Below are 24,529 nucleotides of genomic sequence, written 5' to 3'. Positions count from 1 at the left end.
AAAGGGTGGCACCGGAGCATGTCCATCCTTTCGTAAGGAGCAATCACCATGCTAAAGCGACACGATGGAACCATAGTCGTCATTGATGACGATCCCTACGTGCTCGAAAGCCTGTCGGCGCTTCTTGTTGCCTACGGCTACATCGTGCATCCTTTCGGCCGGGGGGCCGATGCCGTGCATCGTCTCTCCTGCGGCGGTATCGATATTGTCATTACCGATATCAATATGCCCGAGATGACGGGGATCGAAGTCCTGAGGGCTATTCGGAAGTCCAATCCGGATGTTCCGGTGATCCTTATGACCGGTTATGCTGAATTGTCCGTGGCTGTGGAAGCGATCAAGCAGGGCGCTTTCGACTTCATTATCAAGCCCTACGATCCGCTCTACCTTTTTCACGCCGTGGAGAAGGGGATCAATTATTACCGGCTGCTTAAGATCGAAAAGAATTACAAGGCCGAACTGGAAAACACAGTCAAGCAGCGGACGGGCGAACTGGCCGATACCCTTCAGATGCTCAAAAACATGAGCAAGGAGGTTGTGCAGCGTCTCACCGCTGCGGCGGAACTTCGCGACGAGGACACCGGCGCCCACATTTCGCGGATCGGACTCTATGCCAATCATATGGCCCGGGAGCTGGCCATGAGCGATGAATTCATCGATACAATCACGCTCGCGAGCGCCATGCACGATATCGGCAAGATCGGCATTCCCGACTCGATTCTCTTTAAGCCGGGACCGCTTTCCAGTGAAGAGTTCGCGACAATTCGCACTCATACGGTAATCGGTGCGCGCATCCTTCAGGGCTCATCCTACGGCATGCTCCGGATGGCCGAGTCGATTGCCCTTTGTCACCATGAACGGTGGGACGGAACGGGCTATCCCTATGGGGTGAAGGGGGAGAATATCCCCGTGGAAGGACGTATTGTCATGCTCGTGGATCAGTATGATGCTCTGCGCAGCCCCCGGGTCTACAAGCCGCCGTATGACCATGAAACCGCGTGCAGGATCATCCTGGAGGGCGATGGCCGGACCATGCCGGAGCACTTCGATCCGGCGATACTCAGGGCCTTTCGAAACATCGCCGGCCGTTTTGATGAGATATTCGAGGGGGAAAGTCACTCTGGTGAGGGCGGGACCGCAGGGGCTTCTGCGGCTACTGTCGCGGATTTACGGAATATGAGCAATTAGTACTACAATCTTTGTGCCAAAACTAACTCAAAATATTGATATTCCTTTACAGGGTAAGGGGGAGATGGTATACTGCCCCTGTTTTTATGGTAAAGACCAGTAAAATCAGGCACATTCTTGCCGTTGTCATTATCCTTGTAACGCTTTATCTCGTGGCGTCGCTTGCCATTCGTTTGGTGGGCGGCAACGAGAAAGAGGCGGGATTGCCCAAACTGCCCCGCAACATAGATCTCTCACTGAAGACCCTTCATTATGCCGAAACGCGGGAAGGGGTAAAAAAGTGGGACCTCTACGCCGACAGGGGCGAATATGACCGGCAACGCGACGTGACACTCCTGACAGGGGTGCGGATCGTGTTTCCCGGCACGGACAAGACGGGTGAGATCACCCTCAGGTCGGACAAGGCCGAGTACTTCAACGCCACCAAAGACGTGACGCTTACGGGAAACATACATGCCCGAAGCACGTCCGGCATGGAGTTTACGACCGGCAGGGCGTCCTACCGGGCGTCGCGTCAGCTTGTGGTAACCGATGACCGGGTCAGCTTCCGGGATGCCCGGTTTGCCGTTGAAGGGGTTGGAATGGAGTTTCTTGTCCCGACCCGCACCTTGCGGATACTGAACGATGTGCGGGCGACCATCGCGCCCGCCCCAAAGGATTGAAATGAAGCGGACGATCATCTCCGCGCTTTTCCTGCTGACCGTAACGGCGATGGCCGTTGCCGGACCATTGCCGGCCAGTCGGGGGGGGCAGCCGATAACAGTCAAGTCCAACGAACTTTCCGCCGACAGTCGTAATCGGACCGCTACGTTCAGCGGCAAGGTTACGGCCAGGCAGGGCGATCTGACCATTTACTCCGATCGCCTCATTGTTCACTACCGTGATGACGGGGGCGACGTCGAGAAGGTCGAGGCGGTCGGCAACGTTAAGATCGTCCAGGGCAACCGGCTTGCCACGGCCAAGGAGGGAGTTTACTACAATACGGAGCAGAAGATCGTCCTGAGTGGTGATCCCAAGGTGTATCAGGGAGAAAACATGATCTCCGGCAAGGTTATCACGTACTTCGTCAACGAAGAGCGGAGCGTTGTGACCGGTGGCGGCGATTCCCGGGTCGAGGCTGTCATCCATCCGACGGATAAGGGGAAGAATGGCGGCACGAAGCGTTGAAACGGCCCTCAGAGCACATGGCCTGAAAAAATCGTTCGGCAAGCGCACGGTGGTAAATGGTGTCGATCTCCTGGTGGCACCCGGCACCGTCGTTGGCTTGCTGGGCCCCAACGGTGCGGGCAAGACGACCACGTTTTACATGGTTGTGGGGCTCTGCCGTCCCGACGGCGGACAGGTCGTTCTCGGCGAAGAGGACATCACGGCTCTGCCCATGTACCAGCGGGCGCGACGGGGCATCAGTTACCTCCCCCAGGAGCCGTCAGTATTCCGTAAGCTCACGGTCGAGGAGAACCTGCTCGCTGTTCTGGAGACCATGGATTACTCGCCGTCAGAACGGAGGGAGAGGGCCGACGAGCTTCTGGTCGAGTTCAAGATAAGCCACATCGCGCGGAGCAAGGGCTATTCCCTTTCCGGCGGCGAACGGAGGCGGGTCGAAATCGCCCGCGCCCTCGCAACTAGTCCGTCGTACATTCTTCTCGACGAGCCCTTCGCCGGCATCGACCCCATTGCGGTCATCGATATCCAGGGGATCATCACGGCCCTCAAGGAGAGCGGCATCGGTATTCTGATCTCGGATCACAACGTGCGCGAGACCCTCGGTGTATGCGACAGCGCCTACATCATGAATTCCGGAGAAGTCATAGAGCACGGCGACCCGGTCGCCATTGCCGAAAGCAGGACAGCCCGGGAGATTTACCTGGGAGAATCATTCAGACTCTAGCGGCGGCCGGATCCCGGTACTCAACCCCTTGCCGACGGGTTGCCAGCCGGTTCTGCAGCCGGATCTTCCTTCAAAGGTGTGTTATGTATGGCCATTGAAATGCGCCAACAGATGAAGATGACCCAGCAGCTGGTGATGACGCCCCAGTTGCAGCAGGCCATCAAACTTCTCCAGCTGTCACGGCTGGAGCTTCAGGATCTGGTCCGTCAGGAGATGGAAGAGAATCCGCTTCTGGAAGAGTCTCAGGAGGCTGAAGAGGTCAAGGAACAGGATCTGGTCGAACTTTCCGAAAAGGAGGATGCTCCCGCTCCGGCTGAACAGGATTTTCGCGAGGTCACCACGGGGGAAGAGACCCGGGAGTCGGACTGGGACAGCTACCTTGAGGGTTACAATTACAGTTCCGGCGAACAGTACTACGATGATGAAGATCGTCCATCCTACGAAAACATTCTGACACGCAAAGGGACCCTTGCCGATCATCTCATGTGGCAGCTCAATATGACCAAGTTGAGCGATGAAGAGGCACGGGCCAGCGCGGAGATTATCGGCAACATAGATGAAGACGGCTACCTGCGCGCTACGGTTGAGGAAGTCGCCCTGGCATGCTCCGTAAGCGAATCCGTGGCGGAATCGGCTTTGAAGAAGATCCAGGAGTTTGACCCCATGGGGGTGGGGGCTCGTAGCCTGAGGGAATGTCTCCTGATCCAGGTGGAGCAGCTCGGCATGGCGGGGAGCGTTGTGGACGGCATCCTCCGCAATCACCTCCACGACTTGGAGACCCGCAAGTACAAACAAATTGCCAAGTCTCTCGGGGTCGACGTGGACAGCATCCTGATGGCCGCCAAGATTATCGCCGGCCTGGACCCGAAACCGGGCCGAGTCTATGGCTCCGAAGATGTCCACTACATTTCGGCCGATATATTTGTCTATAAAATCGCTGACGACTATGTCGTCGTGCTTAATGACGAAGGCCTTCCCAATCTGAGAATCAGCCCCTTTTATGCCGGCGAGATCAAAAACGGTGCCGCCGTCGACGCCAAGGCCGAGGAGTACATCAACGAAAAGTCCCGCTCCGCCATGTGGCTCATCAAGAGCATCCACCAGCGGCAGAGAACCATCTACAAGGTTGCGAAGAGCATTGTGAAGTTCCAGCGCGAGTTTCTCGACCGCGGGATAGAACACCTTCGCCCCCTGGTGCTCAGGGACGTAGCCGAGGATATCGGCATGCACGAGTCGACCATCAGCCGCGTCACCACCAACAAGTACATGCAAACCCCCCAGGGGCTCTTCGAGATGAAGTACTTTTTCAATAGCGGCATTTCAACTACCGAAGGAGATTTCATCGCTTCAGAGAGCGTCAAGAACAAGATCAAGGAAATCGTTGATTCCGAGGATCCCCGAAAGCCGTACAGCGACCAGCGTATCGCCGAATTGCTTTCGGCGCACACCATCAACATCGCCCGACGAACCGTAACGAAATACCGCGAGATGTTGAAAATCGGCTCGTCATCCGAGCGCAAACGTCATTTTTGACCAGCTGACATTTTGATTTATTCTTTCGATGTTCCGGGTTGAAGGATCGTCATTTCGTGCTTTGATTACAGTGAAGACCACGAAAGACGGTTGGTCCCGGAACGCGGCCATTACAGCAAGGAGGAAGTCATGCAGATTACGACGACATTCAGACACATGGAGCAGAGCGAGGCCCTTAAGAGCTACGCCGCTGAAAAGCTGGAGAGGGTAAAGAAATATATCGATGAGCCGATTACCGCTCAGGTATTTCTCACGGTGGAGAAGATCCGCCACATCGCCGAAGTGACCCTTACCGCCAAGGGAATTACCATCAAGGCTGCGGAAGAAACCAATGACATGTATGCCGCACTGGATGCGGTGATCGACAAGATTGAGCGCCAGCTTCGCCGCTACAAAGAGCGGCTCAAAGAGCACAAGCCGTCCGCCGACGATCGGGCCCTGGAAATCCAGAAGAGCGTTGTTACGGCCGAAAGCATCGAGCAACGGACCGAACCCGTCGTGATCAGGAGCAAGACCATCTCCATCAAGCCTATGTCCGTGGAAGAGGCTGTGATGCAAATGGATCTTCTGCACAAGGATTTTCTCGTGTTCACCGACGCATCCACTGAGGCTATCAATGTTGTCTATCGCAGGAAGGACGGCAACTACGGTCTCATCGAGCCCCAGCGCAAGTAGGCTGACCCTGTCGGCGGCCGGAGGAATTACGGAGATTTGGTAAGTCCGGCCATCGTGAGTCGATCATTACGGGGATTCACATCATCCGGCGAGTTGACAGACAACTCGCCGGATGTGTGCTTTCCCGGTTACCGGAGCGGGCCGGCATGGTTCCGCACCCAGGAAAACCACCGTTGAACAGCATCAGTCTCGCTATTCAGGATCTTCTCGACGATACGGAGTACGGGCTCGAACTCGTGCTGCTCGCCGGTGGCGCGGGTGTGGGGCACCGCATTCACAGTTCCCGCATCCAGAAGCCGGGGCTCGCCCTTACCGGCTATACTGAGCATCTGCACCCCGACCGGGTCCAGGTGCTCGGCAATACGGAGATTTCGTATCTCCAGCAAATTTCGGAACAGCAGGCACTCATCCATATCCAAAAGCTCTGCAGCTACCCCATCTCTTGCTTTATCGTTACCAAGGGACTCGATCCGCCCGGTTTTCTCAAGGCAGAAGCGGAAAGGGCCGGGATTCCCCTGTTGGTGACGCCGCACCAGTCCTCCACCTTTATTTCGCTGATCACGAAATTTCTGGAAGAGCGTCTTCTCCCCACTACCCACATTCACGGTGTTCTGGTTGATGTCCTGGGGGTAGGGGTGCTGATCCTGGGTAAGAGCGGCATCGGCAAGAGCGAGTGCGCCCTTGATCTCGTGATCCGGGGACATCGCCTGGTGGCGGACGATGTGGTGTATGTCAAGAAGAAGATGCCGGCGGCGCTGGTGGGTCAGGCAGCCGAAGCGATCCAGCATCACATGGAGATCCGGGGGCTCGGTGTCATCAACATCAAGAATCTGTTCGGCGTTTCTTCCATTCGCGAAAAAAAGATCATCGACATGGTGATCGAACTCGTCGATTGGGATCCTGTCCAGGAGTACGACCGCCTCGGCCTGGATGACGAGGTGTATGCCATCCTTGACGTGGAACTGCCCCACATTAAGATTCCCGTCCGTCCGGGCCGCAACCTTACCTCCATCATTGAAGTGGCGGCTCGCAATCACCTTCTCAAGGGCATGGGCTATCACTCCGCCCGCGAATTCCACGAAAAACTTCTGGCCCGCATGGAAGTCCGCCCACTCGGAAACGAGGTGGAATAGCCATGCGCGTTCTGGTGATCACAGGGCTTTCGGGCTCCGGTAAATCGACGGCGGTGCGTGTACTGGAGGACGAGGGGTTTTTCTGCGTCGACAACCTTCCGGTTCTTCTGTTTCCAACCATCATTGATCTGGTCTGTCGCTCGGGTGAGAATGTGGCAGGCGTGGCGTTGGTCATGGATATCCGCGGCCGGGACTTCATCAAGGGATTCGAGAAAGTCTTCCAGCAGATCAGTGAAGCCGGACACACGGTGGAGGTAATCTTTTTTGATGCCACTGACGAGGTGCTGGTCCGCCGGTTTTCAGAAACCCGCCGTCGCCACCCGGCCCTGGAAAGTGGGTCGGTGCCGGAGGGGATTCGCTACGAGCGCGAACAACTGGCCGGACTCAGAAGGCTCGCCACGCATGTGATCGATACGTCGGAGCTGAACGTGCACCAGTTGAAGGAGCTGGTCCACTCCCGCATCAAGGGCGAGTCGGGAACGCGACCCCTGACAATTCACCTGCAATCCTTTGGCTATCGGTTCGGGATTCCCCTAGAGTCGGATATAGTGATGGATGTCCGCTTTCTTCCCAACCCACATTTTGTGCCGGAACTGAAGGCGGGTACAGGACTGGACGAGAACGTCCGCACCTATGTACTGGAAAAACCGGAAACCCGGCAATTCCTTGAGCGCTTCATGGACCTCCTGGAGTTTCTCGTCCCCTCCTACCAGCGCGAGGGGAAATCATACCTGACCGTTTCCGTGGGATGCACCGGCGGCCGGCACCGTTCAGTCGCCATTGTCGAAGAGTTGCGGGCATTCTTTGCCGGCCTCGGTTTGGTGGTGAAAGTGTCTCATAGGGACAAGGAAAAAGGATGACTATAATGATTGGACTTGTGCTTGTAACTCACGCCGGCCTTGCGAAGGAACTGCTGAAGGCCGCCGAAATGATAGTGGGCCCCATCGAAGAGGCTCAAGCAATAGGTATTGAGCAGGGAGACCAAGTGGAAGGCATCATGGACAGGATATCTGCCGCCGTCAAACAGGTATCCGGCAATGGCGCCATCATTATGACCGACATGTTTGGCGGCACGCCCTCCAATATGAGCCTTTCTTTTCTCGAAGGAGAGCGGGTGGAGGTGCTCACGGGGGTCAATCTCCCGATGGTGATCAAATTTGCGAGTGATCGGCAGAGAGCCACAGTCGCGGAACTGGCGGGCTCGCTCAGGGACTGCGGGCGGGAGAGCATAGCCGTAGCCGGCGATTATCTGAAATGATCCGAGGTAGCCAGCGAAATGCTTGAGAGGGAATTCACCATAGTAAACAAGCTCGGCCTGCACGCACGGGCATCCGCCCTGCTTGTCAAAACGGCCAGCCGGTTCCATTCCGACATCAAGATCGAGCGGGAAGGCGTCGAGGTGAACGGCAAGAGTATCATGGGAATAATGATGCTTGCCGCTGCCAAGGGGACGACCATCCGTGTCCGGGTGGCGGGCGACGATGAGGATGAGGCCATGGCCTCACTCGACGAGATTATCACTAATGGGTTCGGCGAGGAGTGAAACCAGGGTATTCAGCGGCATAGGTGCGTCGCCGGGGATTGCCATCGGCACTGCCCGCGTCACCGACCGCAGCCGTGTAATGGTGGTCGAAGCCTCAGTGCCACCCGAAGATATCCCGGGTGAGGTGGTTCGATTTACCGCTGCCCTGTCACGTTCGCGGGACGACCTGCTGGCCCTCAAGGAGTCTATCGCCGCCCGCAGGGGCGCAGAGCACCTCTATGTGGTTGACGCCCACCTTCTGATCCTCGACGACTCCATGCTGCGCCAGGGCACGATCGATCTCATCGAGAGGGATGGGGTCAACGCCGAGGCGGCACTCAAGAAAAATCTCGACAAGTTCAAGGAGTTCTTTGCTGGGATCGATGACGATTACCTGCGGGAGCGTTTCGGGGATGTGGAAACCGTGGTCGAGAGGATTCTGCGTCACATGGTCGGCAAACGTCATGAGCGTATTGACGCCATCGACGAGGGGAAGCGGCTCATTGTCGCCCATGACCTCTCTCCCACCGACATCCTCCAGATGGACAAGGAAAAAGTCGTCGGTTTTGTTACCGACCTGGGTGGAAAGACCTCTCACACGTCCATATTGGCCCGCGCCTTCGAGATTCCCGCGGTTGTCGGCCTCGAAACCATCACGGTCGAGGATATCGATGGCCTGCCGATCATCATCGACGGCACCACCGGCACCATTGTCGTCAATCCCTCCGAAGAGACCTTCCGCGATTACCTGCGGAGAAAACAACACTACGACTACCTCGAACAGGAACTCCTGAAGCTCAAGGACCTGCCTGCCGTGACCCTGGACGGTCACAGCATGAGACTCATGGGGAATATCGAGTTTCCCGAGGAAATTCCTTCCCTCAAGGGCCACGGCGGCCAGGGCGTGGGACTCTACCGCACCGAGATGCTCTACATGAATCGCCCGGGGCTCCCCGACGAAGAAGAGCAGTACCGGGCCTATGCAACCATCGTAGAGAATGTCGCGCCCGAGCCGGTCACCATAAGGACCCTCGACATCGGCGGAGATAAGCTGGCCACCGATCTGCACCTGGAAGACGAGATGAACCCTGCCATGGGGTTGCGCGCCATCCGTTTGTCCCTCCGCAGGCCGGAAGTTTTCAAGTCCCAGCTGAGAGCGATACTTCGGGCCGGTTGCAAGGGGAGTGTGCGACTCTTTTTCCCCATGATTTCAGGCATCGAAGAGGTGCGGAGCGCCAAGGCAGTTCTCCGTGAATGCATGGAAGAGCTGCGTTCGGCCGGTATTCCCTTTGACGAGAAGATCGAGACGGGAATAATGATCGAGGTGCCGTCCGCGGTTACCATCGCCGACCTGCTGGCGCGCGAGGTGGATTTCTTCAGTGTCGGTACCAATGACCTGATCCAGTACTCGCTGGCCATCGATCGGACTAATGAGCACCTGGCGCATCTGTATCAACCGTTGCACCCCGCCATTCTCCGTTCCCTCAAAACCGTTGCCGATGCGGCCCATGCCGCGGGAATCCGTGTCTGCATGTGTGGTGAAATGGCGGGCGAACCACTCTACTTGCCAATCCTGCTTGGTCTCGGGTTTGATGAGCTGTCGATGACAGCCGTGTCCATTCCCCGGGTCAAGAAGATTCTTCGCCGCGCCAGACGTTCCGACGCCGAGCGGTTGGTTGCCCGCGCGCTCACCTTTGCCACCGCAGCCGAGGTGGAGTCCTTTGTTAAAAGCGAGATTTCGGCGCGTTTTTCCGAGAGTTTCGACTGATCGCCCCGGTTTTAGCCCTTGACTTTTCTCTCATCCACTCGATACAATCCATAGTCTTTTCCAAGCGCTACCCTTATACATCACACGAGGAGGAATGAACCACGATGGAGATGAAGGATTATATTTTCACGTCCGAATCGGTATCCGAAGGTCACCCCGACAAGGTTGCCGACCAGGTTTCGGATGCCATTCTCGATGCGATACTTACTCAGGACAAAAGGGCGAGGGTTGCCTGTGAAACGCTTGTTACCACCGGCATGGCGGTAATCGCCGGCGAAATCACCACCACAGCGGTGGTCGACTACCCGAAGGTCGTGCGCGAGACCATCAAGGAGATCGGCTACAACGATTCGGCCATGGGCTTCGACTGGGAAACCTGCGCGGTCCTTGTCTCCATTGACAAGCAATCCCCCGACATCTCCCAGGGCGTCACCGAGGGGGAAGGGATGTTCAAGGAGCAGGGCGCGGGCGACCAGGGGCTTATGTTCGGCTATGCCTGCAATGAAACTCCCGAGCTTATGCCGATGACCATCATGTACTCGCACCGGCTGACCCAGAAGCTGGCCGAAGTCCGCAAAAACGGAACCCTCGATTTCCTTCGCCCCGACTCCAAATCGCAGGTTTCCATCCAGTATGTCGACGACAGGCCGGTCCGGGTCGACACGGTGGTCATCTCCTCCCAGCACACGCCGGAAGTCTCCTATGAAACCATCAAGGAAGGGATCATCGAGGAGGTCGTCAAGAAGATCATCCCCGTGGAGCTCATGGACGACAAGACCCGCTTCCTCATCAACCCCACCGGCCGGTTCGTGATCGGTGGTCCCATGGGCGACTGCGGCCTCACGGGTCGCAAGATCATCGTCGACAGCTACGGCGGTCACGGTGCCCACGGCGGCGGCGCCTTCTCGGGTAAGGATCCTTCCAAAGTCGACCGGTCAGCTGCCTACATGGGGCGTTACGTGGCCAAGAACCTGGTTGCGGCAGGGCTGTGCGAGCGCTGCGAAGTTCAGGTCGCCTATGCCATCGGCGTGGCCGAGCCCGTGTCGGTCATGGTCGACACTGCGGGTACCGGCAAAATTCCGTCCGCACGAATCGCGGAGATCATCCGTGAGGTTTTTGATCTGCGTCCCCGCGCCATCATCGAGCAGCTCGACCTGCTTCGCCCGATTTACCGCAAGACCGCGGCCTACGGCCATTTCGGCCGCGAACTCCCCGAATTCACCTGGGAGCGGACCGACAAGATCGATATCATCCGCCAGAAGGCTGGAATCTAAGGGATCGATTTCGAATACTAGTCCTAACAAGAAAGGCCGGAAGGTTATCCCTCCGGCCTTTTGCATTCCCAGTCTCCGGGCGGCCCCTGTGGCCCCTTATTCCCCGTTGCCACCTTTCCTGCTAAAGCGGTATCCCACCCCCCTGACGGTCTGGAAATAGACCGGTTTTGCCGGATTCGGCTCAAAGTACTTACGCAGCCGGACAATGAAATTGTCGAGCGTGCGGGTTTCGGTGTCGGAACTGTAGCCCCACACGTTTTCCAGAATCTCTCCCCGCGGGATCGCTTCCCCCTCACGATGAAAGAAAAGCGACAGCATCTTGACCTCCAGTTCGGTCAAATCCACTTCCCCTTGGGCGGTCCGCGCATGGTAGGAGAGGAGAAAAACTTCGTTGTCGCCGAACCGGTATCCCTCTTCCACCGGCTCAGGCCGATACCAAGCCGAGCGGCGCAGCATGCCGCGCACGCGAAGAAGAAATTCGTTCAGGTTGAACGGTTTGGTCAGATAATCGTCCGCACCCCGATCGAGGCCCGTGATCCGGTCGCCGTCATCGGCCCGGGCGGTGAGGATGAGTATCGGCACGCGCGCGTCGGTGGCACGCACCCGCTCGCATACGGTGAACCCGTCGATTCCCGGCAGCATGACGTCGAGGATGATGAGCGCAAACCGGTCATAGGTCAGCCGTTCCAGAGCAGCCTCGCCGCTCTCCACGTGGCTCACGCGGTATCCTTCCATCTCCAGGTTGAAGCAGATCCCCCGAGCCAGGTGGATTTCGTCTTCAACGAGCAAAATGTGCGGCTTGTCCTCGGTCATTGACGATCCCCTCCGCGGGCTAGCGGGAGTGTAATGGTGAAGGTCGTTCCCATGCCATTTCCTCTGCTCGAAACGGCGACTCGCCCTCCATGCTCCCGGATGACCGATTTAACGATCCAGAGTCCCAGGCCGGTTCCCCGGATGGTTTCGCCCGGTCTGCGGACCCGGTAGAACATCTTGAAAATCTTCTTGATGTCGTGGGGGTCGATGCCAACGCCCTGATCGCTGAAGGTGAGGATACAGTCATTGCCGGAGCGGGTCAGGGCAACCCTGATATCGGGAGCTCCGGGGCTGTAAAGGACTGCGTTTTCGAAGAGATTTCGCAGTGCCGTTTCCATGGCGTCCGCATCGATGGCCGCCCGGATTCCCTCGTCTATCCGGAGCGTCAGGTTTCCTCCCTCGGGCAGATGCTGTTCCAGGCGCTCCAGGGAGCGGACAAGGAAGGCGGAAAAGTCGACGACGGTTTGCTGGGTCGTGCGGAGCTTTTGCTCAAGCTTTGCCGCCATGAGGAAGTTGCTGATGAGGTTGTCGAGGCGCTCGGTGTCCTCAAGCATGGTGTCGAGGAACCGCTCCAGCTTGTCGGGCGGCGGCTTGCGCAGCCGGATCGTCTCAAGGTGGAGCTTGATGGATGCCAGCGGCGACTTGAGCTCGTGGGTGACCTGGGAGATGAATTCCTTCTGCTCACGATAGAGGTTGGACTGGCGGCGCCAGAAGATGAAGAGCGCATAGACCCCGGCCAGGATGAGCACCAGCAGGATGAGCCCTTCCACGAGCACCATCCAGTCGAAACCGCGGCCGAGCAGCTCGGGCCGGTAGCGAAGGGCCAGTTCCCGGAACTCCTTGTGGCGCCCCACGAACCAGTAGATCCAGTAGAAGACGAAGAGTCCCCATATCACCTGGATGCCGATAAGAGCGAAAAGCGGATTGGCAAGCTTCCTGAGCCATCTCATGGGATTGTGTGTAGCACCCTGTCGCCGGGTTTGCAAGGTTTCCTTTTACAAAACTATTACACCTGCATCCTGGCGGTTCTGCTATGGTGTAACGGGCGTATACAAACGACACCACGGAGGTGTACATGGTCGGACCGCTGAAAATCGGCAGGCATGAAGTGAAGTATCCCCTCATCCAGGGCGGGATGGGGGTAAGGATATCGGGGGGACGGCTTGCCGGTCATGTGGCGAAGTGTGGCGGAGTCGGCCTGGTGGCGGCTGCGGGGATATCCCTCAGTGGCCTGTTCACTGGCGCGAATTACCTCCAGAGCAATCCCGAGGCCATGAGGAAGGAATTGCGCAAGGCCTATGCCATCGCTCCCGACGGGGTCATCGGCGTGAACATCATGGTGGCGCTGACCGATTACGAGGAACTGGTCCGCGCCTCCATCGACGGCGGGGCCAAGGTCATCGTCTGCGGTGCGGGTCTTCCCCTGACCCTGCCTGAACTGACCGCCCACGCCCCCGAAGTGGCCCTGGTCCCAATCGTCTCGTCGGTCCGGGCGGCCCAGCTTATTGCGAAAAAGTGGGAAAAAGGTTTCGGCCGTCTGCCCGATGCGGTGGTCGTGGAGGACCCTGACACCGCCGGCGGACACTTGGGTGAAAAGCTCGAAAATATTGGTGCCGGCACCTATGACCAATACGGCACTATCAGGGCGATCAAGGCCTATTTTCTCGAAGAATATGGGGTTTCAGTGCCGGTTGTCGCAGCGGGAGGGATCTGGGATCGCGACGACGTGCTCCATGCTTTTGAGCAGGGAGCGGACGCCGTGCAGATGGCCAGCCGGTTCGTGCCGACCGTCGAGTGCGATGCCGACGACGCCTACAAGCAGGCGTACCTTGAGTGCCGCCGGGAAGACATCGGGCTTATCATGAGTCCGGCGGGGCTGCCCGGGCGCGCCATTCTCCGCAACCAGGACCAGATCGTGCTCCATGACCAGCTCAAGGGGGTTGCCTGCGGTAATGGCTGTCTCAAGAAGTGCTCCTATAAAGAAACCGGCGAGCGGTTCTGCATTGTCAATGCCCTTGATCGGGCCCAGCGCGGCGATGTGGAAACAGGGCTGGTCTTCTGCGGAACCAACGCCTGGAAAGCAGATCGGATCACCACGGTTCAGGAGATATTCGACGAGCTCTTCGCCGTGGGTGAGGAATCGGAAAAAGCCGCCTGACCGTGCTGCGTTTTTTGCCCCGTGATGCTTGCCGTCACGGGGTTTTTTCGTTATGGCCGCGCTATTGACCCGCTTTCGGTGTGGTATACTACGTTCTATTGTTTAGCACTGACATTCCGTAAGGAGACCAACGCATGAGAACAATCCTGGCAATGGCGGCGGCAACCCTGTGTCTGACTGCGTCGATCTGCATGGCGGCCACGGGGGGGAAGGGAACGCGGCAAGAGGCAAAGGCCCTGGTGGAGAGGGCGGCCGCCTACATCAAGGAGCACGGCAAGGAAAAGGCGTTCGTGGAGTTCAGCAATCCCAAGGGCAAATTTGTCAAGAACGATCTGTACATCTTTGCCATCGGCTTTAACGGTGTATTTCTCGCACACGGTTCCGATCCGACCCTCATCGGCAAGAACCAGCTCCAGTCCAAGGATGAAAACGTCCGTCTCGTAACGATCGGCCTGATCGACACTGCCCGCAAGGGGGAAGGGTGGTATGACTACAAATGGCCCCATCCTAAAACCAAGGTGATGCAGAAAAAATCGTCATACGTGAAGAGAGTGGATGACACGGTCTTCATCGGCTGCGGCGTCTATCACTGATCTTCGCCGTCGCGAACGTTCGCTTCTCGGGGCCGTCCCCGGCATCCAGCCGGCGGGCGGCCTTTTTCGTTGCAGGATGGTTTCTTTTTTGACCGGATTGGATGTGACGTGATATATAGTTCGTTTAAATTACTCTCTCATCAGGATGGAGGCCTACAATGACCCAACCCGTTGCGCGGGACACCGCCGGAACGTTCAGCGACTATTGCATCAGCGATATTTCTCTTGCTGCCTGGGGACGCAAGGAGATGATCATTGCCGAGACCGAAATGCCGGGTCTCATGGCGATCCGCGAAGAGTACGCCGCCACCCGGCCCCTCCAGGGTGCCCGCATCGCCGGCTCGCTCCACATGACCATCCAGACCGCCATGCTCATCGAGACCCTCGTGGCCCTCGGTGCCGAGGTACGCTGGGCTTCGTGCAACATCTTCTCCACCCAGGACCACGCGGCCGCAGCCATCGCCGCCGCCGGTATCCCCGTTTTTGCCTACAAGGGCGAATCGCTTGAGGAGTACTGGGAGTTCACCCACCGGATATTCGAGTGGCACGACGGCGGCACTCCCAACATGATCCTCGACGACGGAGGCGACGCTACACTGCTCCTGCACTTGGGGAGCGACGCCGAAAAAGATCCCTCGGTTATCGCCAATCCCACCTGCGAGGAGGAGCAGTACCTCTTCGCCTCCATCAAAAAACGTCTCGCCGAGAAGCCGGGGTGGTACTCGAAAACCGCCGCCGCAATCAAGGGGGTAACTGAAGAAACCACCACCGGCGTGCACCGCCTCTACCAGATGCATGAGAAGGGAAAGCTCAAGTTCCCGGCCATCAACGTCAACGATTCGGTTACCAAGTCCAAATTCGACAATATCTACGGGTGCCGCGAGTCGCTCGTGGACGGCATCAAGCGGGCCACCGACGTGATGATAGCCGGCAAGGTCGCCGTGATCTGCGGCTACGGCGAGGTGGGCAAAGGGTGCGCCCAGGCCATGCGCGGGCTTCAGGCCCAGGTATGGGTAACTGAAATCGACCCCATCTGCGCGCTTCAGGCTGCCATGGAAGGATACAGGGTAGTCACCATGGAATACGCCGCAGATAAGGCCGACATCTTCGTTACAACCACCGGCAACATCAACGTCATAACCCACGACCACATGAAGGCCATGCGGCACAACGCCATTGTCTGCAACATCGGCCATTTCGACAACGAGATCGAAGTGGCGGCGCTGAAGCAGTACCAGTGGGAAAACATCAAGCCCCAAGTGGATCACATCATCTTTCCCGACAGTAAGCGGATCATTCTGCTAGCCGAGGGTCGCCTTGTGAACCTCGGCTGCGCCACGGGACATCCGTCCTATGTCATGTCTTCTTCCTTTGCCAACCAGACCCTTGCCCAGATAGAACTCTTCTGTAACCCCGGCAAGTATCCGGTCGGCGTCTACATGCTTCCCAAGGAGCTGGACGAGAAGGTCGCACGGCTTCAGCTGAAGACGCTGGGAGCCATGCTGACCGAGCTCACCGACGAGCAGGCCGCCTACATCGGGGTGCCCAAAAACGGCCCCTACAAATCGGCTCACTACCGCTACTAACCTAACATCGGTCGTGAAGCTTCCGGCCAGGCCGTCGGCGCGATGACGCCGGCGGCCTTTGTCATATTCCGGCGCTCTCCCTAAATATATTACTCAAGAAGTGGTTCAGCGGTGACGATACGAACTTCATGTTCATTACGCCAGCAGGGAGGACAGCATGGGAATTTAGCAACTGATCGGGGCGGCACTGCTGCTCGCGGCGACCGCCGCATCCGCCGGCGCCATGGGGATCGAGGCGGCGGTAGGTGCCTGGAACAACACGCCTCGCGGTGACTTTGCCTACAAGGGGACGAACCTCGATATCAAGGACGAACTGAAGTACGACGACGAGACGCGTCTCATGGGGCGGGTGAAGATCGAAACCCCGCTGTTCTTCCCCAACCTCTATCTCATGGCTACCCCCATGGAGTTCGACGGCCAGGGGAGCAAGAGCGGCACGTTCCAGTTCGGGGACGTGACCTTCGACGGCACCGTCCCCTTCACCTCAGAGTTGAAGCTCGATCATTACGACCTGGGGCTCTATTGGGGGATACCCCTGCTCAAGACCGCCACCGCCGGCGTCGTCAACGTTGACCTGGGCATCGACGCCCGGCTGATCGACCTGAAGGCCGAAGTCGTCCAAGGTGGCGTCACCGAGTCGAAATCACTGGTAGTCGGTGTCCCCATGATCTACGCCGGAGTCCAGGTCAGGCCGCTATCGTGGTTTGCCGCCGAGGGGGAGGCGCGCGGCATGGCGTACGGCGACAACCGTTACTATGACCTGATTGCCCGGGGCAAGCTTATCCTCTTCGATCATCTCTTCGCCGCGGCAGGGTATCGCTACGAGAAGATCGAGATCGATGAAAGCGACATCAAGGCAGATGTCGATTTCGGCGGCCCCTTTGCCGAGGTGGGATTTCAGTTCTAGGATACGGTAACACAGGATCTCACAACGTTACGCGACAAGGCCGCCGGAGTGCTATCACCCGGCGGCCTTTGTTGTTAGTCAATGCTGACGCTGTTCCAGCAGCCCCTTCAGTTCTTCGATCAGTTCCGCAAGAAAATCGTATCCCTTCTGCCAGAAATGCGGGTCAGCCAGGTCGATGCCGGCGGGCCTGACCGTATCGGCGGGCGAGAGGGAGCCGCCGCTTTCCAGGATGGACAGGTACGTCGGGATGAACCGTTCTCCCTGTTCCAGGTAGTTGCGGTAGAGGGAAAGAACCAGCAACTCCGCAAAGGTGTAAGAGTAGCAGTAGAAGCGCGCGTGGATGAAGTGAGAAATATAGCTCCAGCCCCAGCGGTAGGGGGGGATCATGTCCACGGCATCGCCGTAAAGCCTGCCGTTTTCCTCCCACCAGAGATCGCATAGCCGTGATGAGGTGAGGAGGCCCTCCTGCCGCTCCCGGTGCATCCGCTCCTCGAAGCGGGTGAGCACGTTCTGGCGGAAGGTCGTGGCGATGATGTCCTCGATCTTGGCGCACAGCAGCGATATTTTCATGGCCGGGTCGCTCTCCCGCTGGAGGAGGAAGCGAGTCAGGAGCATCTCGCCGAAGACCGACGCCGTTTCCGCCAGAGGCAGCGGGGCATGGTAGTTGAGCATGGTCTGTTTCCGGGCCAGCTCGAAGTGGAGGCCGTGCCCCAGCTCGTGGGCCAGGGTGGCCACGTCGCGCAGGTTGCCGGTGTAGTTCAGGAGCAGGTAGGGGGAGAGGTGCGGGGTCATCCCCATGCAGAATGCTCCGCCACTCTTGCCGGGGCGGGGGAGGACATCGATGCGCCGCTCGTCGAAAAACGCCGCGGCCATCTCCCCGAAACGGGGGTGAAAGCGGCCGTAGGCTTCAAGCACCAGTTCCCTTGCCTCGTCAAAGGAGTACGTCCGGTCGTTGTCCCCAACGGGGGCATAGACGTCGGTGTTCTTCAGTTTCGGCAGTCCCAGGAGCCGGGCCTTCAGGCGGAAGTAGTCCCGCGCCAGCCCATAGTTGGCCTCGGACACGTCCATCAGCCGGTTGACCACCTCTTCGGGGATATCATTGCCCAGGTTCGTCGGTTCCATGGGGTGGCGGTACCCCCTCAACTCCAGTTCCTGGGAGTGATCCAGGGCAACATTGTTGAACACGCTCGAAAAAACGATGCCGTTTTCTTCGTGGCGATTGAGGAACGTGGCAAAGGCGCGTTCACGCACCCCGGCCTCAGGGTGGTGGAGGAGTCCGAGGAGTTCCTCGCCGGTGAAGTCCCGCTCTTCACCCTCAAGTTCCATCCGATAGCGAAGAGAGGCCGATAACTCGTCGAAGAGCCGTGAAAAGGCATCGGTACCCGTGAGGCTCTTCATTTTCAGGAGCTGTTCCTCCCGTTCCTTGAGGGTGTAGGGCCGAAACCGCCGCACGCTTTCCAGGTAGTGCCGGTAGGGGGCGAGGAGCTCGTCGGACAGCAGCCCGGCGAAGCGATCATCGGCTATTTCCATGATCTCCAGGTCGAAGAAGAGAAGCTCGCGGCTCATGAGATTGCCGAACTCGGCAGTCCGCTGGGAGAGCCGCTTGTGATCGTCGGCCTCCGAGTCGGCGGCAAAGAGGAGGTGGGCGTACAGCTGGGGTTTGGCCAGAAGCTCGCCGAGGTCCTCGTAGCGACGCACCGCATCTGCCACCTCAGCCGCATCAAGGGTTGCCACCTTTCCGGCGTAGCGTTCACGAAACGCCTGGGCCTCCGCAGCGCCGCGGGACAGGTCCCGGTCTATGTCTTCACAGGTTGCGGATGCGTAGAGGGGCGACGTATCCCAGAGCAGGGAATTCAAATCTGTTGTCATTGGTATCCTCGCGCAAAAAAATGGGAGCGCATCAGGCGCTCCCATTTTTGGTTATCACAGGGAGAAGAGAAATCAATAGAGCTTTTGGATGAACTTGACGATGTTCTCCCCCAGACTCTTGGCCTGGTGAGGGAAAAGGTCCGCGAAGTTTTCCAGGGTCATGGTGCCGCGGTATCCCGTCTCGCGGTCCTCAAAGGTGGCGAGTTCCTTGCCCGACTCGGCATCGATCAGCCGTCCCTTCACCTTCAGGTAGGTCTTGCCGGCCCCGAAGCCCACCCAGAACCTTACGGCACGATTGCCCGCATTGAACTCGGTGAAGGCTCCTTCGAGGATCACAGCCTTGCCCTTGGGCTGGGTGTTCTTTTGAATGGTTTTGAACAGCTTGTTCAGCTTGAGCTCCATTTCGATGCTGTCGGTGACGGTGCGGACCAGCAACGGTTTCATGGCCTCAAGCTTTGTCATCTCTTCGCTGTCCAGGTTCGACAGCTCCGCGCCTTCGGTGGTGAGGTCGCGGATGATGATGGTGTCATAGACTGCGGAGAGGCGCTGCGATGTGTACACCGTCTCCTCGGTAAGAACATCGGGCTTGGGGAGCGGATTCTCATCGGCAGCAAACGCGAAGCCGGCAACGAACGTCAGGGCGAGAGCCACGAGGATTCTTTTCATAACGCCTCCTTCTGGAATGGGTGGTGCTACGCGCACTCCGAATAGCCACAGACCCGGCAGACCGCGCAGCCGCCCTCATGCTCAACAATGCCGCCGCACTCGGGGCAGGCGCCGCGTTCGGGGGCCTGGGCTTCCAGGCTGACATCGTAACCGGCTGCCTGCATGTGGGCCTGGATCGCCTTGGCAACAGCATCGGCGCAGGACAGCACCTTGTTGTCGCCAAAACCGGCGGGGAGGTGGCAGGAGATGCCGAGGAGCTGCTTGATCACCTGGCGGGCCTGAACGCCGCTGCGCCAAGCCAGTGAAACCATCCGGCCGATGGCCTCGCACTGGGAAGAGGCGCATCCGCCAGCCTTGCCCATGGTTGTGAACAACTCGAAGAGGCCGGCCTTGTCCTCGTTGATGGTCACATACAGGGGGCCGCACCCCGTCTGCATCTGGTAGGTCCACCCCTTGAGCGCCTTGGGACGATCGCGCTTCACGGCCCGCTTCTCCTCGGTTTGAACCACCTTCTCCTTGTCCTCTTTGACACCGGTGGAGAGGACCTGTTCGTCGCGGGAGCCGTCGCGGTAGATGGTTACACCCTTGCAGCCCGATTTGTAGGCCAGCCGGTAGACTTTCTCCACATCCTCGATGGCCGCGCTATTGGGGAAGTTAACCGTCTTGGACACGGCGTTGTCGGTGTACTTCTGGAAAGCCGCCTGCATCTCGATGTGGTCTTCCGGTGTGATGTCGTGGGCGGTGACAAATATCTTCCGGATATCCTCCGGGATCTCGGGCAGATCGTGGATGGTGCCGTGCCGTGCGATCTTCTGCATCAGTTCCTCGGAGTAAAACCCCCGCTGGCGGGCAACTTCCTCGAAAATCGGGTTTACTTCCACCAGAATGTTCTTGTCGAGCACTTGGCGGATGAAAGAGACGGCAAAAAGCGGTTCCACGCCGCTGGAGGCATTGGCGATGATGGATATGGTGCCCGTGGGCGCAATGGTGGTCACAGTGGCGTTGCGGATAGGGCCTTCGCTGGCCCGGTCGTAGATGGAGCCGGCGAAGTTCGGGAACGATCCCCGCACGGCTGCCAGTTCACGGGAATAGACATGCCCTTCGTCGTTGATGAAGCGCATCACCTTTTCGCCCAGGCTGATGGCCTGCGGTGAATTGTAGGGAATGCCCAGCAGGATGAGCATGTCGGCCCAGCCCATGACGCCGAGGCCTATCTTGCGGTTAGCGCGGGTCATCTCGCTGATCTGTGGGAGAGGGTAGTTGTTCACCTCGATCACGTTATCCAGGAAGTGTACCGCCAGCCGCACCACGTCCCGCAGACGGTCCCAGTTAACGTCGCCGTTCTTCACCATCTTGCCCAGGTTGATGGAGCCCAGGTTGCATGATTCATAGGGGAGCAGGGGCTGTTCGCCGCAGGGGTTGGTGGACTCGATGACGCCCACGTGGGGGGTCGGGTTGTCCTTGTTGAGGCGATCCAGGAAGATGATGCCCGGCTCGCCGTTCTTCCATGCCTGCTTCACGATCCGGCTGAACACCTTGCGGGCGTTCAGGGTGCCGCAGGGTTTGCCGTCCCGGGGGTTGATGAGGTCATAGTCGGCATCCCGCTCCACTGCTTCCATGAAGGCTTCGGTGAGCCCCACGGAGATATTGAAGTTGTTCAGGTGCTTTTGATCGTCCTTGCACATGATGAAATCCATGATGTCCGGGTGATCCACCCGCAGGATTCCCATGTTGGCGCCGCGCCTCGTTCCTCCTTGCTTGATGGTTTCGGTGGCGGCATCGAAGACCCGCATGAACGAAATAGGCCCACTGGAGATTCCCGACGTGGAGCGGACCACATCGTGGGCGGGACGGAGGCGGGAAAAGGAAAATCCGGTGCCGCCGCCCGACTTGTGGATCAGGGCCGTGTACTTGACCGCGTCGAAGATGTCTTCCATGGAATCGCCCACCGGCAGCACGAAGCAGGCGGAGAGCTGGCCCAGCTCGCGGCCGGCATTCATGAGGGTCGGCGAGTTGGGGAGGAACTCGAAGGAGGTCATCAGCTCGTAGAATTGTGCGGCCAGAGCCTTGACATCCGCCTTCTTGTCGAAGTTCTTGTCGGCTTCGGCGATTGATCGGGCCACCCGTTGAAACATGTCCACCGGAGTTTCAAGCACGTTGCCCCCGGTATCGCGCTTGAGGTAGCGCTTCTCGAGGACCGTCACTGCATTTTTCGAGAGTCCGGGGATATCGGTGGCCTTCGTCATCGTTTCTGCCATGATTTCATTCTCCTTGGTTCGTGGGGATGTATTGTTGGTGGGAACCATATATGTTGTGTTGCGGTGAAAAGATAGCCACAATATATATGGTGTGTCAAGCGGTAAAAATTGAAACTCATAACAGGTTGAATCGACGGGGCAATGCTCTGTCGAGGCCGGTGCGCGAGTCCTGTTTCGTATGCCCTGGCGGACTGTCCAATTTACTTTGCCGGCTTGCTGTGCTAATAAAGACTATTTTAGGAGGAAACGGATCATTATGGAACTCAGCCCCGAGCGCACGCGGGAAATGCTCGAAGCCGAGGTGGTCGCGCTGAAGGACCTGATCGAGGTGGCCGGTGCCGTGGTCTCCACCCTTGACCTCGATACGGTGCTCAGGCACATCCTGACGAGCGCCATGCGCTTCGCCGAAACACCGGCCGGCAGCATCGCCCTCTACGACGGGTACCGCAACGATCTTACCCTCCATGCCCACGAAGGCTTGACCCCGGAGTTCGTCAAAACCGAGCGCTGGAGCGTTCAGCCCGGCGGACTCACGGAGCAGGTGCTGACCCGTGGCGAGATTCTCTTTGTCAACGACACGGCCGACACGAGCTTCTTCCACAATCCCACCGCCCTCAACGAGGGGATCCGTTCCCTCATCTGCGTTCCTCTCATGATGCAGAACCGCATTGTCGGCATCCTCTACCTGGACGATTTCGTCCCCCGGGACTTCGACAAGGAACGGATGAAACTCCTGTCAGTACTCGCATCCTTCGCGGCGATGGCCATCGACAACGCCCAGCTCCACGCGCGGACGCGACTGATGGCCATCACCGATTCCCTTACGGGATTGTATAACCATAGATATTTCCAGCAGATTTTTAGTCGTGAGCTGAACCGGGCCAAGCGCTATGAAAAGCCTCTTGCTATCATCATGCTCGATGTGGACGACTTTAAGAGGTTCAACGACACCTACGGCCATCCCCACGGAGATAAGGTGCTGGCAGCCATGGGCGACTTCCTCGGCGAGGCCCTGCGGAGCTCGGATTTCGCCTTCCGGTACGGAGGGGAGGAGTTCATTGTCCTGCTGCCCGAAACGGAATTCGACAGTGCCCTCCAGGTTGCGGAGCGGCTGCGCGAACTGGTGGAGCGACGAAGCCTCGACGTGCTCAAGGGGCTAGCTCCACAGGGCGTTACGGTCAGCGTCGGCGTTGCCTCGTTTCCCCGCGACGGGGAAAGCCGTGGGGATATGCTCAAGCGGGTCGACGATCTCCTCTACCGGGCAAAGGAGTTCGGCAAGAACCGCGTGTACAGCAGAAGAGAGGATGAGCCATGACAATGAATCAGGCACGGCGCTTCATCCGGATAATGGCCTGTTGTCTGGCCGTCACGGGCTTCGGGCTCTTGACCGGCTGCGCCACTTTGACCGAGCTCATGGGAACGTGGCATGTTCAGCCGTCGCCCGTTGAGACGCCGCCAACCGCACCTGCCGACACGTCCGCCGCCGCGCCTCCGGCGGTCGCGACGGAACGTCCCGTGGACCAGGGTAACGTCTCGCCTCCTCCCGAGCAGGTTCTGCCCGTGCCGGCCGCTGGTTCCGGCATCGACACCCCCCGGCGAACCCTGCCGGGACTCGATCGCCTTGCACCGGCTGCGCCGGCCGTGGCGACGGTCCTGCGCAACCTTTTGATCACCGAAGACACTACCTGGCGTGGCGAAGTCCTGATTGAAGGTTGGGTCCGGATCGCCCCCCAGACTACCCTGACCCTGGAGTCCGGCACCGTGGTCCGGTTCAGGCGCACCGCCCCGGGGATTACAGCTGCGCCTGGGCTCCTGGTGCAGGGGCGCCTCGTGGTACGGGGCAGCACCGATGCCCCGGTCCGCTTCACCCCGGCAAACGGCACTCCCCTGGCGGGCGAGTGGTATGGGATCGTCCTGCTGGCCAGTGAAAAGAAAAACATCATTGAGCACTGCAGGGTCGAGGGTGCCGTAATGGGGCTCGACGCCTCCCACTCGGCCCTGACCATGAACGGTGCGAGTTTCAGCTCGTGCGGCACCGGTGTACGGCTGGCCGAGTCGGTGGTTACCTTTGCCGGCGGCGAGGTGAGCGGCTGTGAGGTGGGAATGGAACTGGACGGTAGCGAGATCGACCTGCGCGACGTCAGGTTCAACGGTAATGTCGACGGGCTCACGGTACGGCGGAGTTCCCTTTATCTGGCCGGTGCGCGCGTCTCCGACTGCAAAGGAAGAGGGATCGATGCCTTCGATACCCGCCTGAAGTTGGAGGGTGCTGTTGTGGAACGGTGCGAATCCGGCATCGTCCTCACGGAGTGCGACGGGAGCGTGGCGCACAGCCTCATTGCGGGCAACCGTCGGGTGGGGCTCATTCTTTCCCGGTCCGGCGTGAAGATCAGCGGCAGCGAGATTGCGCGAAACGATGTGGGACTGCGGGTTGAGGACGGCAGGGGTATCGCCTGGGGCAACAGTTTCAGCGGCAACGGCACGTACGATATATATAATGCCGGCTCCGAGGATTTTCGGGCCATGGCCAACTGGTGGGGGACGGGACAATCCGCTCAAAACCTTGACAGTCGCTTGTACGACGGCAATGACGACCCTGTCCGGGGGATGGTTCTGGTGGCGCCGGTACTCGACTCGGCCCCTCTGCCCGCTGTCCCGAATTCCGTTGCCAAATGACCGGGCTGCGTGCTAATTTTTT

The 24,529-nt window shown here is 58.7% G+C and carries 23 protein-coding genes; 18 read left to right on the top strand and 5 right to left on the bottom strand.

Annotation, left to right across the window (positions count from 1 at the left end):
• The first annotated feature begins 48 nt into the window (after positions 1 to 48).
• The 12 genes from GS_RS09515 (at position 49) to metK (ending at position 10,981) form a co-directional block, all read left to right on the top strand.
• Positions 49 to 1,188 carry an HD domain-containing phosphohydrolase gene (locus tag GS_RS09515; RefSeq protein ID WP_010942536.1) on the top strand — a complete coding sequence of 380 codons (1,140 nt, stop codon included), beginning with the start codon at positions 49 to 51 and terminating at the stop codon, positions 1,186 to 1,188.
• A gap of 86 nt (positions 1,189 to 1,274) precedes the next feature.
• Complete coding sequence (gene lptC / locus GS_RS09510) at positions 1,275 to 1,850, top strand: LPS export ABC transporter periplasmic protein LptC (RefSeq protein ID WP_010942535.1); 576 nt, start codon at positions 1,275 to 1,277, stop codon at positions 1,848 to 1,850.
• 1 nt (position 1,851) lies between these two features.
• Complete coding sequence (gene lptA, locus GS_RS09505) at positions 1,852 to 2,355, top strand: lipopolysaccharide transport periplasmic protein LptA (protein ID WP_010942534.1); 504 nt, start codon at positions 1,852 to 1,854, stop codon at positions 2,353 to 2,355.
• Positions 2,336 to 3,076 carry an LPS export ABC transporter ATP-binding protein gene (gene lptB / locus GS_RS09500; protein WP_010942533.1) on the top strand — a complete coding sequence of 247 codons (741 nt, stop codon included), beginning with the start codon at positions 2,336 to 2,338 and terminating at the stop codon, positions 3,074 to 3,076. Before lptA ends, lptB begins: the two co-directional genes overlap by 20 nt.
• Before the next feature lie 87 nt (positions 3,077 to 3,163).
• The gene (gene rpoN / locus GS_RS09495; RefSeq protein ID WP_010942532.1) at positions 3,164 to 4,609 is read left to right on the top strand and encodes an RNA polymerase factor sigma-54; all 1,446 of its coding nucleotides are present in this window, start codon (positions 3,164 to 3,166) and stop codon (positions 4,607 to 4,609) included.
• Between the two features lie 129 nt (positions 4,610 to 4,738).
• Positions 4,739 to 5,284 (top strand): ribosome hibernation-promoting factor, HPF/YfiA family, encoded by a 546-nt coding sequence (gene raiA / locus GS_RS09490; RefSeq protein ID WP_010942531.1) that lies wholly within the window; start codon positions 4,739 to 4,741, stop codon positions 5,282 to 5,284.
• Positions 5,285 to 5,457: 173 nt separating this feature from the next.
• Positions 5,458 to 6,417, top strand: coding sequence for an HPr(Ser) kinase/phosphatase (hprK, locus tag GS_RS09485; RefSeq protein WP_010942530.1), 960 nt, complete (start codon positions 5,458 to 5,460; stop codon positions 6,415 to 6,417).
• Between the two features lie 2 nt (positions 6,418 to 6,419).
• Positions 6,420 to 7,277 carry an RNase adapter RapZ gene (rapZ, locus tag GS_RS09480; RefSeq protein WP_010942529.1) on the top strand — a complete coding sequence of 286 codons (858 nt, stop codon included), beginning with the start codon at positions 6,420 to 6,422 and terminating at the stop codon, positions 7,275 to 7,277.
• Positions 7,278 to 7,282: 5 nt separating this feature from the next.
• Complete coding sequence (locus GS_RS09475) at positions 7,283 to 7,675, top strand: PTS sugar transporter subunit IIA (protein WP_010942528.1); 393 nt, start codon at positions 7,283 to 7,285, stop codon at positions 7,673 to 7,675.
• Between the two features lie 18 nt (positions 7,676 to 7,693).
• Positions 7,694 to 7,960, top strand: a complete 267-nt coding sequence (locus GS_RS09470) for an HPr family phosphocarrier protein (protein WP_010942527.1) — start codon at positions 7,694 to 7,696, stop codon at positions 7,958 to 7,960.
• Positions 7,941 to 9,707 (top strand): phosphoenolpyruvate--protein phosphotransferase, encoded by a 1,767-nt coding sequence (gene ptsP, locus GS_RS09465; RefSeq protein WP_010942526.1) that lies wholly within the window; start codon positions 7,941 to 7,943, stop codon positions 9,705 to 9,707. Before GS_RS09470 ends, ptsP begins: the two co-directional genes overlap by 20 nt.
• A gap of 104 nt (positions 9,708 to 9,811) precedes the next feature.
• Entirely contained in the window at positions 9,812 to 10,981 is a 1,170-nt protein-coding gene (metK, locus tag GS_RS09460) for a methionine adenosyltransferase (protein WP_010942525.1), read from the top strand.
• 96 nt (positions 10,982 to 11,077) lie between these two features.
• Here metK and GS_RS09455 read toward each other — a convergent pair whose 3' ends face one another.
• The gene (locus GS_RS09455) at positions 11,078 to 11,794 is read right to left on the bottom strand and encodes a response regulator transcription factor (RefSeq protein WP_010942524.1); all 717 of its coding nucleotides are present in this window, start codon (positions 11,792 to 11,794) and stop codon (positions 11,078 to 11,080) included.
• Positions 11,791 to 12,744 carry a sensor histidine kinase gene (locus GS_RS09450; RefSeq protein WP_193360255.1) on the bottom strand — a complete coding sequence of 318 codons (954 nt, stop codon included), beginning with the start codon at positions 12,742 to 12,744 and terminating at the stop codon, positions 11,791 to 11,793. The genes GS_RS09455 and GS_RS09450 overlap by 4 nt, the downstream gene beginning before the upstream one ends.
• A gap of 125 nt (positions 12,745 to 12,869) precedes the next feature.
• Between GS_RS09450 and GS_RS09445 the strand changes: the two genes are divergently transcribed.
• The 4 genes from GS_RS09445 to GS_RS09430 all read left to right on the top strand — a co-directional run bounded on the left by GS_RS09445 (position 12,870) and on the right by GS_RS09430 (position 17,038).
• On the top strand, positions 12,870 to 13,952 hold the full coding sequence (locus GS_RS09445; RefSeq protein ID WP_010942522.1) for an NAD(P)H-dependent flavin oxidoreductase: 1,083 nt from the start codon (positions 12,870 to 12,872) through the stop codon (positions 13,950 to 13,952).
• A 134-nt stretch (positions 13,953 to 14,086) separates the two neighbouring features.
• Positions 14,087 to 14,545 (top strand): cache domain-containing protein, encoded by a 459-nt coding sequence (locus GS_RS09440; RefSeq protein WP_010942521.1) that lies wholly within the window; start codon positions 14,087 to 14,089, stop codon positions 14,543 to 14,545.
• Positions 14,546 to 14,703: 158 nt separating this feature from the next.
• Positions 14,704 to 16,131: an adenosylhomocysteinase gene (ahcY, locus tag GS_RS09435; RefSeq protein ID WP_010942520.1), complete on the top strand. Its 1,428-nt coding sequence runs from the start codon at positions 14,704 to 14,706 to the stop codon at positions 16,129 to 16,131.
• Between the two features lie 172 nt (positions 16,132 to 16,303).
• Entirely contained in the window at positions 16,304 to 17,038 is a 735-nt protein-coding gene (locus tag GS_RS09430; RefSeq protein WP_316445025.1) for a TIGR04219 family outer membrane beta-barrel protein, read from the top strand.
• A 78-nt stretch (positions 17,039 to 17,116) separates the two neighbouring features.
• Here the strand turns inward: GS_RS09430 and GS_RS09425 are convergent, their stop codons facing one another.
• From GS_RS09425 to GS_RS09415, 3 genes are all read right to left on the bottom strand, one after another.
• A complete protein-coding gene (locus GS_RS09425; protein WP_010942518.1) occupies positions 17,117 to 18,907 on the bottom strand; it encodes a M3 family oligoendopeptidase in 1,791 nt (596 codons plus the stop codon).
• A gap of 72 nt (positions 18,908 to 18,979) precedes the next feature.
• Positions 18,980 to 19,573: a DUF4410 domain-containing protein gene (locus tag GS_RS09420; RefSeq protein WP_010942517.1), complete on the bottom strand. Its 594-nt coding sequence runs from the start codon at positions 19,571 to 19,573 to the stop codon at positions 18,980 to 18,982.
• A gap of 26 nt (positions 19,574 to 19,599) precedes the next feature.
• Positions 19,600 to 21,831, bottom strand: a complete 2,232-nt coding sequence (locus tag GS_RS09415; protein ID WP_010942516.1) for a vitamin B12-dependent ribonucleotide reductase — start codon at positions 21,829 to 21,831, stop codon at positions 19,600 to 19,602.
• 256 nt (positions 21,832 to 22,087) lie between these two features.
• Here GS_RS09415 and GS_RS09410 point away from each other — a divergent pair, with 256 nt between their 5' ends.
• Together GS_RS09410 and GS_RS09405 are read left to right on the top strand one after the other, a co-directional pair.
• Positions 22,088 to 23,146: a sensor domain-containing diguanylate cyclase gene (locus GS_RS09410; protein ID WP_010942515.1), complete on the top strand. Its 1,059-nt coding sequence runs from the start codon at positions 22,088 to 22,090 to the stop codon at positions 23,144 to 23,146.
• Positions 23,143 to 24,507, top strand: coding sequence for a right-handed parallel beta-helix repeat-containing protein (locus GS_RS09405; protein WP_010942514.1), 1,365 nt, complete (start codon positions 23,143 to 23,145; stop codon positions 24,505 to 24,507). Before GS_RS09410 ends, GS_RS09405 begins: the two co-directional genes overlap by 4 nt.
• Positions 24,508 to 24,529 lie beyond the last annotated feature (22 nt).

Source organism: Geobacter sulfurreducens PCA, assembly GCF_000007985.2.
Classification (GTDB): Bacteria; Desulfobacterota; Desulfuromonadia; order Geobacterales; family Geobacteraceae; genus Geobacter; species Geobacter sulfurreducens.
The sequence above is the reverse complement of the archived record's forward strand: the minus strand, read 5'-3'. Positions and strand labels throughout refer to the sequence as shown.